Annotated in this window: 7 protein-coding genes and 3 pseudogenes; 1 reads left to right on the forward strand and 9 read right to left on the reverse strand. The window is 61.6% G+C overall.

Annotation, left to right across the window (positions count from 1 at the left end):
• Nucleotides 1-683: 683 nt before the first annotated feature.
• The 9 genes and pseudogenes from AC1Q6C_RS33045 to AC1Q6C_RS33085 form a co-directional block, all read right to left on the reverse strand.
• The gene (locus AC1Q6C_RS33045) at nucleotides 684-938 is read right to left on the reverse strand and encodes a hypothetical protein (RefSeq protein ID WP_019749929.1); all 255 of its coding nucleotides are present in this window, start codon (nucleotides 936-938) and stop codon (nucleotides 684-686) included.
• 2,115 nt (nucleotides 939-3,053) lie between these two features.
• Nucleotides 3,054-3,648: pseudogene (locus tag AC1Q6C_RS33050) on the reverse strand (SDR family NAD(P)-dependent oxidoreductase); the annotation flags it as partial.
• Between the two features lie 110 nt (nucleotides 3,649-3,758).
• The gene (locus AC1Q6C_RS33055; protein WP_019749932.1) at nucleotides 3,759-4,019 is read right to left on the reverse strand and encodes a DUF4190 domain-containing protein; all 261 of its coding nucleotides are present in this window, start codon (nucleotides 4,017-4,019) and stop codon (nucleotides 3,759-3,761) included.
• A 246-nt stretch (nucleotides 4,020-4,265) separates the two neighbouring features.
• On the reverse strand, nucleotides 4,266-5,117 hold the full coding sequence (locus tag AC1Q6C_RS33060) for a hypothetical protein (RefSeq protein ID WP_029538855.1): 852 nt from the start codon (nucleotides 5,115-5,117) through the stop codon (nucleotides 4,266-4,268).
• 92 nt (nucleotides 5,118-5,209) lie between these two features.
• Nucleotides 5,210-5,991: pseudogene (locus AC1Q6C_RS33065) on the reverse strand (polysaccharide deacetylase family protein).
• 306 nt (nucleotides 5,992-6,297) lie between these two features.
• Nucleotides 6,298-7,203 carry a polysaccharide deacetylase family protein gene (locus AC1Q6C_RS33070; protein WP_019749935.1) on the reverse strand — a complete coding sequence of 302 codons (906 nt, stop codon included), beginning with the start codon at nucleotides 7,201-7,203 and terminating at the stop codon, nucleotides 6,298-6,300.
• A gap of 19 nt (nucleotides 7,204-7,222) precedes the next feature.
• Nucleotides 7,223-7,612 (reverse strand): hypothetical protein, encoded by a 390-nt coding sequence (locus AC1Q6C_RS33075; RefSeq protein ID WP_019749936.1) that lies wholly within the window; start codon nucleotides 7,610-7,612, stop codon nucleotides 7,223-7,225.
• Between the two features lie 49 nt (nucleotides 7,613-7,661).
• Nucleotides 7,662-8,651 carry a polysaccharide deacetylase family protein gene (locus AC1Q6C_RS33080; RefSeq protein WP_037134867.1) on the reverse strand — a complete coding sequence of 330 codons (990 nt, stop codon included), beginning with the start codon at nucleotides 8,649-8,651 and terminating at the stop codon, nucleotides 7,662-7,664.
• Nucleotides 8,652-9,668: 1,017 nt separating this feature from the next.
• The gene (locus AC1Q6C_RS33085; RefSeq protein ID WP_019749939.1) at nucleotides 9,669-9,899 is read right to left on the reverse strand and encodes a hypothetical protein; all 231 of its coding nucleotides are present in this window, start codon (nucleotides 9,897-9,899) and stop codon (nucleotides 9,669-9,671) included.
• A 622-nt stretch (nucleotides 9,900-10,521) separates the two neighbouring features.
• Here AC1Q6C_RS33085 and AC1Q6C_RS33090 point away from each other — a divergent pair.
• Nucleotides 10,522-11,165: pseudogene (locus AC1Q6C_RS33090) on the forward strand (bifunctional lysylphosphatidylglycerol flippase/synthetase MprF); the annotation flags it as partial.

Below are 11,165 nucleotides of genomic sequence, written 5' to 3' on the forward strand. Positions count from 1 at the left end.
ACCGCATTCAGCACGCGGAGGACGACCGCCCGCCGCTTACCGCCGGCACCGCGTCACCAACGTCCGTTCCTCATACATCTAGGTCGCCATTGCACCGACTCGTCGAGGTCGCATTTGCACCCTCTTCTCGGATATCGCTCACAGGCGCGTTGTCAGCCGAAGCTACTGCGGCGCCATCGGCGAAAACCGGCATCCTGGCCACTTCGCCTGTCGAGTGTCGTGGCGTCGAGCAGCATCGAAATTGATTCCGCACCAACGCTGATACTTGGCGTGCTGGAGCGGGCAACATTGCGGGAGCGACCATCGTTGTTTGCCGGTCGCCGCCCCCGAGATTGAACTGGTTGTTGATGGTATTCGAAAACCGTTTCGCGTTCGACCGGACAATCCGCCCACGCGACTCAGCCGCTGCACTTGCTTGGTAAACAGGTGACCTCGTCTGTCCTCGACTTCGTCAACACAACCTCCGAAACAACCGTCCCGCTTGAGTCGGCGGAAACGGCCTCAACGGACCCAATAGGTTCACGTTCGCCATCGACGGAAATGCGTTGTCCAGGATGGACATCCGCGCCTAATCTCCGAACGAGTAAACCCGCCCCGAGAACGCGGATCGATACACGCGCATCAGGTACAGAATCTTCCCGCGATACCCGCCGCGGGATGGGACGCGACCGAGCTACCGATAGCTACTCCTTCGGAACTTCCCCCAGGGCTCCGATGGGGACATGGAAGGTGACGAGCGCTCCGGCCGAGACGAGGAATGCTCTCTCGGCGCCATCGATCGTCGCACGAATCAAGCCGGATCCTTCCCCGTTCATGATGGTCTCAGCTTCCGACATCAGATGCTTCACCTCGGCGACAGACAGCTCGTAGCCGTCTGAACCGTATTGGAAAACGGCCTCAGTCAGCTCTGGTTTGTGATCGGGATTTCGGTGCTTCACGTTTCCTAGTCTGGCAACGCCAACTGAACAAGAGGTGGCCCAACCGGATCACGGCTGCCCAGGCCGTCCCGGTTGAGCCAAGCGTGCCCGATCTAGCCCACTCAGTCGGCACGCGGGACTCGGTGGTCCCTCGGGGCCCCACCGTTAGCCGGAGCGGAACGAGCGCACCGATTACGGCACGCGGACCAGATGCCCGCCAGCGCCGGAGCGCAACCGCAGCTCGGTGGGCGGCGCGCACGAACTGTCGGGGCCGGGCACGTAATCTTGGTGGTCCGCCGACATCACCTGTAAACACCCGTCGGCGGACCAAGCGTGTCGGGTCCGATGACAGTTCGACACGCAGATGCGCGGTCACCGGTGAGAACAGGTGGCGTTCATTCCGATGGACCACACCACTAATGCCCCACCCATTCACATTGCAAACATGGGAGGTCCGTCCGATCGCTCGTCAGTAACCACCGGACGGACCATGCGCACCCCTGCCGGACTAGGGGCACGCACTCAGGTGACCCGCGAACTTACATGGTGACGTCTGTCCGAAGGGCCGATACCGTGCTGCCCACAACTTCAGGGTATTAAACACGAGGGGCCCGCCGACCTGTGCCGCACAGTGTCGCGGGGCCGTGCCCCGCTCAATGCCTGGCAGGAAGTGCGCGCGATCACCGGCCCACCTGGCTGCTCGTCAGCAACATCCGGGGTTCGACTCGCGCCCGAACTCTACTGAGGGCAGTTTCCGCGTCGCGTCTGATGCACGTGACGGGCGGCCAGGAACTACGGTTCGCCCGCCGGCGCGGGACGAGACGCAACGCGTGTCGAACGCACAATCGCCCCGATGCTCACTGTCACGACCACAATGATGATTGCGATCGCCATTGCTCGCCCTCCCTCGACTACTACTCCATCACGTGCGGTGAGCGGACTGCGGACACTGATGGCGCGCTGCGGTCCACCTAGGCCGGAGGTTGCTTCGACTTATACCCTGCCCACAAAGCCACCTCATTCGGTTGCTGAATGTTAACAACGTGGCGTTAACTGCAGTGAGAAGAACCAGACGAAACCCCAACGTGGATCGACGATCGTCCCCGAGGTCGTCAGAAGGGGCTTGACCCGATGACGCAGGATCACCAAGCCATAGTTGGGAACAACTCTGCCGAACCGTGCGCCTTACTGTGGCCACCGCGATGGGGAACGGAGAAACCTAACCTGGTGACTCGGTTCTGGGTTCCGACCATGCTCTTCGTCTCCGGTGCGTTCTTCGCGGGCTTGGGGGTGGCGACCGGCGTTGTAGCTTCCGTTCCGCCCACTTGTCGAGCGTGCGCACTAGATCGTGCAACTCATAGGCAAGGTCCATACCTATTAACTTAAGATGTCAAGTTAGTAGGCGCGACTGCACCGCGGTGACCCGTCGCACCTGAAGCGCAGACAAAATACTCGACAAGAGGGCGATCGAAGCAGCCGCGGGTCGGCCGCACCTACCTGCATTCGGCGATCGACGGGAACACCCATCCGGCGTACACCCAGCGCGCTTGCGCCGACCTCACCGAATCAACCCTTCGGCGAGCTCGGCGACGAATTCCATGATCACTTCCGCGATGCGCCTTCCGAAGCGGCGAAATCTACCACCATGCGGTCGAGTCATGTCGCCCCCTCAATCGAAAACGCGAAAGGCGCAGGAACATCAAATTTTGCAGGGTCGCAAACCGGATCCGTGAACCACCGTAAGCGGCACCCCTATATCCACTCCCGCAACTCGGCACCGGGTGCGTTCGGCGGAAGCGTGCTGCTACTTCCATGAAGAGCGATGAATCACACTCCCCGGCTTCACATACCAAAAACCACGACGGTTTCTCCGCGCCGAGGACGACACCAAGATCGTCCCGACTGATCAAGGAGCGGTTGAATCGGAAGTCGACACCGACGTACGTGCTTTCGCGGCCGCTAAATCGTTCGAGGCAAGCCACGCACCATCCGACCGTCACCACCTTCGCCCCAGGGGCGAGCACCGCCCGGATACCGGCATCTCATCCCCGCGCCGCGGGACGCTCACGTGCTATCACCGCGTTCACGCGATCGCGGGTGATCCTTTGCTGCGCCGAAGTCGAAATGCTCACATTCTCAGGCATTTTGGGTCCACTCCGTCTCTTGCCACTGCTCGCCGCAGCCACGGTGCCGAGTGGGTGCATCGTGCGGTACAGATGCTCCGACGCCGGGATGATCTCGACCATCGCATCGATCATTTCCTGCGGATCAGCCTGACCGACCAGGGAATCACCGAAGTCCGGCATCCGGCCTTGTCCGCGTCGTACCACTGCACGTAACTTTCCGCTCCGGTGTCGTTGAAGGCCGTTCCGAACACACCCGGATTCACCGTTGCGGCTTTGACCCCGAACGGCTCCAACTCCACCTTCGTCGAACCTGCGAGCGCTTCGATGGCATGCTTCGTCGCACAATAGACACCCAAGAGCGGAGCAACAAGGACGCCGCCCATCGACGACATCCACACGACCTTACCCGCACCACGGGCGAACATCTTCGGAACGATAGCCTGCACCAACTGCAGATGCTCGAAGACGTTGATATCGAACGACTCCCGCGCACGCTGCAACGGAATGTCCACAGTCGCACCGCCCTCCATCACACCGGCGTCGAGCACCAACACATCCGGATCGAAGGACCCCTCATGCTCGATAGCGATGCCTTCGAGCAAGTGGTGACGAGCGGAAGATCACTCCACGCCACCTTTCGACTCCGGGCCATACTGAATTGTTGTCACCACTGCAGCGCGACATGACTTCCGTTACTCCAGCGCGTCGTGGCTACTCAGTTGCGCCAGAACACCGCCAGCGCAATGACACCGAGTATGCCCCAGATGAGGGAGACCCATCCGATGACCACGCCAGCCTTCGCGATTCCCGCTCCGCCTTCTCCTGACGTTGCGATTTGGCGCTGCGCCTTTTTGCCGGCGACGATTCCGCCGATAGAGAGGATGAACACGAAGGTAACGAACGACAGGATGGAAGCCGCAAGACTGAGGACAGCCAGGGTGTTGGTTTTGGTCGGGGTGAGATTGGAGGTACTCATTGTGCTCACTTTCGGTTGAGTCGCATGGTGCATGTCGACCAATGTTCAGGTGCAGGTCAGCGGTAGTCGCACGTTGCCACGAGTCGTGAGTGGCGAGAAGTTTCCGCTTGAAGAGGATCGGCCCGCGGCAGCGCGGACGCTGGATCGGTCTGGCCCGCGGTGGGATGCGAACGGTAGCGGCGACCCGATGAATCGTGTCGGACTCCGCTTTGCCGGGCGAACTACTTTGGCAGGTTTGCAGAGAAATCAGAGTGCGCGTAGCCCGATGACCAGTCCGTCTTTCGTGCACGTGGAAGGAGTGGTGGTGTCTGGTTGGGAGTTGCAGCTCCAGCCGTCGATGGCGGCGACGTCGGTCGGTGCGATTGTGGTGACGTAGGCGGTGGCAACGGTGATGGCCTCGGTGCATCCGACTCGGCCGGCGGCGCCGCCGACGGCGATCACCTGTCGTGTGTTGCCGGCGGCGTCCGTGACTGGGCCGCAGTGGACGTCCTCGACGGTGTCGGCCGGCGCAGGGGCTGGGGGTTCGGTGCTGTTGGCCGGTTGTGGGGTCGAATTCGGGTCGAGTGTGCGGATCGCCGCCGGGGCGGGCGGCGGGGGGGAGGCGGGTGCAGCTTGGCCGCGGAGCCCTATCGTGAGGGCTCCGTTCGTGCAGATGTGCGGGATTGTGCTGTCGGGTTGTGGTTCGCAGGTCCAGCCGTCGACGACGGCGGAGTCGCCGGAATGTTGGGCGCTGACGTAGTCGCTGGTAACGGTGATGGCCTCGGTGCAGCCTGCTCTGCCGGCAGCGGAGGCGAAGGCGATCACGTTGGCGGTGGCGCCGTTGGATCCGGTGATGGTGCCGCAGTCGATGTCGCGCAGTGGCGCCGGGGCGGGAGTCGGGGGATGCGCAGGACTTGGGCTGGGGAGGGCGGCTGCATTGGGGCCGGTGAGGTTGACGGCAGGGGCTGCTGCGTGTGCTGTGGTGGTTGCTGGGGTGGTCGATGAAGAGGCATGCACGGAGGTAGTGGCCGGGGCAGCAGAATTGTCGGTGCTGCAACCTGTGACGGTGGCGGTCAGCAACGCTCCTGCCAGGAGGGCACTACGGTATGTCAGTTTCACGGGGGCTCCTGTTTCGATGGGAAAACATGGGACGGACCAGCTCGCGGCGAACATGTCGAGACCGGGATTCGGATGAAGGGTCGGGTGTTTGCTCAGGTTGTGAAGACGTCGTTGAGGGTGACCATCGCGAGATCGCGTTCTTTGATGATGTCCACGAGTTGGCCGTAAACGTGGGTCACAGGCGGGTGATTGGCGTGCCCGATGATGATCGACTGCGCCGTGAAGTACTTGTGGGCGCATTCGAGGAGGTATTGCTCGGTGATCAATCCAGAGTCGGAGAGCGACCCGTACCAGAGGGTGGGCACGGTGTAGCCGTGATCGGCGGCGATCGTGTCGACGGCGGAGTCGTGGTACCCGAAGGGAGGCCGATAGAAAGGGGCGCCGTCCACTCCGAAAGTGTTGAGTAGGAATGTTTTCGTGCGCGCGAATTGTGCGGCAGCCGCGGACGAGGACAGGGATGTCAGGTCCGGGTGGTCCCAGGTGTGGTTGCCCAGTTGGATCTGGCCGCTGTCGACGAGGGGTCGCAGCGACTGTTTGTGTACGGTCCACCCGTCGTAGATACCGGTAACGAAGAAGGTGAACCGGGCGCCGGTGTCTTCGGCGAACCTGATGTACGCGCCTACGACATCGGCGTCGGCGCCGTCGTCGACGGTGAGGGCGATGTTGTTGCCCCGACCGGGGATCGCGGTGAGGGCGCCGGGGGGACGGGCACACGCGCGGAAGGCAGCGGGGGCCCCGGCATAGCGGAGGTCAAGGGGGGCGGCGGCGCGATGGGTGCATCGGGCATCGCAGTTTCGGGTGCGATCGCGTCCCCACCGTACGCTCGCGAGCATCCTGTTGCCGCCACGGCTGTTCCCGCCGCAAGCATGGCCATGAATCGTCGTCTATCCATAGTGGGGCACCGCATTTCGAGAGTTGAGAAATGGTCGAAGATTCCTCGCAACGTCGGCGAGGGTGATCGTCGAGTGTGTCGGTTGGATCGCACCTGTTGCAGCAGCGGTTCCCGGGGCCGGGGCCCGATCCACCTCGCGGCTGTTGGCGGTGTATCGCTCACGCTCACCTCGCGGTGACAGGACAGAGTGTGCGCGTTCGCGTGCAGCTGACAGACGCAGTCCTGATCCTGTGAATCTCCCGCGAGACCAGGAGCGGAAATGTGCAGGTGGTCCCGCTGATTCGGCGATCACGTCTGCGCGCCGAGATGCACGAACCGAGTTCCCTTGTCACGGAGCGGCGCCAGCGCGGCACGCATCCCTGCCGCTGTGCCACCAGAGGGCTGATTCATGTGCGCTAGCACGATCGCTCCGTCCGGCGCAGTGGTCAGCTGGTGCGTGACCGCAGTACTGGTGGCGGTGGCACCGGCATCGGCGTTGACAGCGAATCCGGCCAGCTGGATTCCGCGGCTGTGCGCGATCTCTACGGCGACATCATCGTAGTGCGCAGTACCGGAACGGAACCAAGTACTGCGCACCCCGACGGCGTCGTACAGGTAGCGGCGATTGAACTCGATTTCCTCGGCCACAGCAGCAGCGGTGGCCGTGCCGGCGATGCCGTACGCGGCGCGGCCGGTGACCGAGAGTGGTACGTGACGCGTTCCGTGGTTTTCCAGCTGGAACAAGGGATCGGACGCGAGTTCGGCCGCTAGGGAAGGGTTCGACCTGATCCACCGTTCGTTGAGGAACAGCGTTGCCGGTACGGCAAATTCACGCAAGAGTTCGAGCAGTGGGTGATCGACTGCCGAACCGCGAGGTCCCCCACATGCATCGAACGTCAATGCGAGTGTGGGCCGGCCATAGTGCGTGGGGACGCTCGCGTGTATTCCCGGTAGGTGTGTGCCCCAGTCCGTCGGTGTCCGGTAGTCGTCGGCGGTGGTTTCGGGTGTGGTTGTGCGGCGATCACGTTGGTCATCGCCGAGGGTCTCGGCTGGGGGTGGATCGGTCGGGGAGGCGGATTGGTCCGGGCTAGCTCGATCCGTTGTTGTGCGTGATGTGTGCGCGCACGCCGACAGCGCCGCAACCGACAATGCGGCTGTTGCGAGGAATCCGCGGCGGGTCGCCGTGGCTGCGGTGTGAAGTGATCGAGGGTTCATGGCGGCTCAGGTTGTCCCGTCAGTTCCCGGCGCCGTGGTTGGGATTGGTGCAGATGGTGCCCTCGCAGGGCACGACTGCGTTTCCGCCCTGCGGGTCTTCGATCACTGTTCCGCCGTTCCCTTGCGGGTCGGTTCCTGCGCCGTGGTCGGGGTTGGTGCAGATGGTGCCCTCACACGGAACCGATGGGTTGTCCGCAGTGGGCGTTGCCGGTGATCCTCCGGCGCCGGGCTTGGTTCGCACAGCGGTGCTCGGCGAGGGCTGCGGTGACTCGGCACTGGACTGCGGGTGGGTACTAGTGACCGAGGTCGAGCTCGTGGTGGGCTGCGGTGACGTGTCCTCGTCGGAACATGCGGTCGAAAGCATCGCGACGGCGGCGATGAGCACGGTGGCAGCGATTGTTCGAAACACTGTGTACGGCCTTTCATTACGGGTTACGCGGACGATTCGGTGCCGTGTCTCATACCGGGCCTACTGCGACCGGAGGCAGGTGTTGCCAGTGAGTGAGCATCTCTGGATCTTGCATTTCCATCCACGCGGTCACGTCCGAATAGGTGGCGCAGTAGGTCTCCGGCAGACCGCACACCTCGGCCATGAAGTCGGCAGTCGCCGGATTGAAGGCGTTGCCGTTCCAGTCGTTGAAGTGGTTCGCGATCACCAACGGCGCGCGATTCCCGTTGTAGGCTTGCTCGAACATGTAATCGTATGTGCCCTTGGCGATATCGTGGCCGCGCCGGGTGGTGTGAGGTTCGTCCTTGGCGCCGTTGAGGGTGAACCAGAAGTTGTAGTCGAGTGCTGTCTGGTGCTTACCGAGCGGCGGTGAGTACACGTAAGGGATTGGGAATTCCCAGATTCCATCGATCAAGTACGGCCAGGAGATCCCCGGGTGGGAGGCCGGCTTCGATGAGTCCCACGTCATGCCGAATTCATGCCATGCCGGGATCATCTGATTCAAAGACCCTTCAAGGCACTGGGTTCGACCGCCTCGGACAGCTTCCGGACCGAACAGCAAATCAGGACCGTGGGTGATGTCATTGTTGGTGCGCCAGTTCGCCATGAGCGAGAAGAACTGATTTAACTCGTGCGTCCATTCGGAGCTCGTCCACTGATCGCCGTGTGACCCCGATCCCTTGCAGAAGTGCCCGACGTAGTGGGTGCCCATCTCGTGCCCTGCGAGCCAGGTGCGGTTGAGGTACTCGACCTGCTCGAGAACAGCCTCCTTGTCCCCGCCGAATGCGATCGCGGCTTTACCTGTGGGGTGTCCTGGCCCCTGGTAGCGGTCGGCGTTGTCGTCGGTGAGGAAGTACAAGCCGGTCATCAGTGCCGAGAACCGAGCATCGACGCGCTGTGCGGTGTCGAGAAACATGTCCCAGTTCGGGGTCAACCCGACACCGTCGAACGAAAACAAGACGAACTGCGGCGGTTTCTGGCCTGGCGCGAGTTTCGTCATCGGAACATTGGACTCAGTACGCACAGGTTGAGGTGCGAGCGGGATCGCCGATGTAACATTCCCGCCGGGCACCTTCTGCTCGGCGACCGAAGTATCGATCGCGGGGACCGGATACCCGCTCTCGACGCGGGAACACCCCATCACGAGCAAGGCGGCTACAGTCGCCAAGACCGAGAAATGAAGGCGTCGGGACACAGTTCTATCCCTCCTGCACAATGCATTAGCGAGTTCATTCCACTCGACGTGACTGATCTCCGGGCCGGAATTTTCGGATGCGTTTGTAGTACTTCACGTCGACTGGTGATCTCCACGTTCTTTGATGCACGAAGTTGTCTGTAACTATTGATATCTGTAACTATGCCCAACAGCGCAGATGAATATCGTCTTTGTCGAGTTCCCTCTCGCCACTGGAACGATAACCGACGCGGTGAGCAGTTTGTCGCACGTACGGCTTTCATACAGGTGTGTCAGGAGCGATCCGCCATCCCGATGGCTTTGCAGATCGTGCCGTTGCCCCACATTTGCCCAGATGGAGGACGCTTTCCAGAAATTCCACAAGTCCTACTTGTGGAATGCGCGGAATATTTTGTTGATTTCAGACATTCGCAATCCGATTTATCGCTCTTCCTGCGCAGACGCATGCCCTCCTCGCAGGAACTCCGGCAATGTAATGGGCTGTGGTCTGGCGCATCCTCGGTGTGCCCCGTCCAGTGTGTTGTTCGACGTGTTGTTCGACCCGCCACACACTTCCCGGCAACGATTTTCGACCGAGCGCGATTTCCGAAGTTGGCGCAGCGCACCGACCCTGCAGACGTCCTTGCCATCCGACCGTCCGATGATTGTCATGCATACGCTGATGATCGCGATTGTGTGGGTACTGGCGCCTGTTATCAAGTGTTCGCGCAGCGCATGGTGAGCTGCTGAACGAACACACGGAAAAGCACACATGGGGCTGACCAGGCGCTGGTCTCCGCCTCGGTGGCACCCGCGGTAATCGTCGGCAACGTGACTGCAGTACTAAGTCATGGACTCCGCCAACGACGATTCGATAATTGCCACTCGCGCCTCCAGATTTGCCACTGCAACGACAAGTCCGGGAAGGATGGCTTCTACCAAGCTGATGTCAGAATTTTCGGCAATCAACTCGAGCGCTCGTTCCCTTGCTTCACGAACGGCAACCGCGGAGTCCGGAAGTGGCCATCCCATCACCGCTTCGGTCATGCTCTCGACGTACTCTGTTTCGTTCACAGCATCCTTCTTCCCTACATAGGACCGCGGCAGTCACACAACCCGTCTTGACGCCTACGACGGCATCACCGGCGGACAACACCTGGGATGGCGACCCAAACATGCAGCAGCGCCAAGCGACAACGCTTCCTCCCGCTAATTTGCCGAAAAGACTGCCACATGAATGGCCTCGTCGACTTCGCGGTGTCTGCCGTGAATCTTCTCTGTCCTGCGACACGAATCAGCGTATTCGATTAACGCGCGACACACGCACTGTGTGGTGACCCCACGCGATACGTGCCAACTTGGTGTCGTGAATTGCGCGTTATCTTCATGACCCTCCAGCATCCGGCGCGGGCTCTAACCGTATTGTCGTGCCCGGGGAGCGTCGCATTGGTTGGACAACCCGCACTGGTGCATTGTGTCTGTCAATGCAACGGTTCCGCATACGGTAAGGACCGGGATGACGGCCTCGCAATTGGCGGTAACCTTCCGAGTCGGAGAGTTTCGTTAGTGCTGCGAACTCGTGTATGCGTGTGAGCGCGCCAGATCACCGATCTGTTCTCCCCACCACGCGGTCCCGCATCGAACGCTGCATCCACGATGCGGCATCGCACCACGGATTCCCCGACGAAGGAATGGCATGAGTAGTGAAGTACGCACCTCTGAACCTGCCTCTGCACAGGAGCCTGCTGCGCCTCTGTCTGCCGCAACGCCCAAGGACGATCACACGGTGCAGGCATTCCGCCGGGTAGTGCTGCGCTTCCCCCTGACGTTCGCTGTGGTCTGCGCGCTTTTGGTGATCGGTGTTGTGTCCCAGGGTTTGTGGAGGTCCGTCGAGGATGCTTCGTGGTTCGACTCGGTCGCCTACGGCGTGCCTGCCTTTCAGGAAGGTCGCTGGTGGACAGTTCTTCTCGGACCGTGGTTCGGGCTGACCCCGGCCCAGAACATTTCTCTCATACTTCTGGTCGGAGTGGGTCTCGGAGTTGGCGAATGGCGGCTCGGTTCCCGAAGGACGGCGCTGACAGCCGCGGCTGGGCAGTTGGTCGGCGTCCTCGGAACGTGTGCATTTCTCGCGCTCGGTAGGTCAGTGGAGTGGGAATGGGCCGCCGAGGTGGCCGAGGCTTTGGACGTGGGATGCACAACTGCAGTGGTGGCGGTTCTGGCTGCGGCGACGGCTACGGTCAAGTCGCCGTGGCGATTACGCACAAGAATACTGCTGTGTAGCTATGTCATCGTCTCCTTTCTGTTCTTGGGTCGTTTTGCCGATCTGACGCATCTTTTCGC

Source organism: Rhodococcus sp. MT28 (assembly GCF_058792695.1).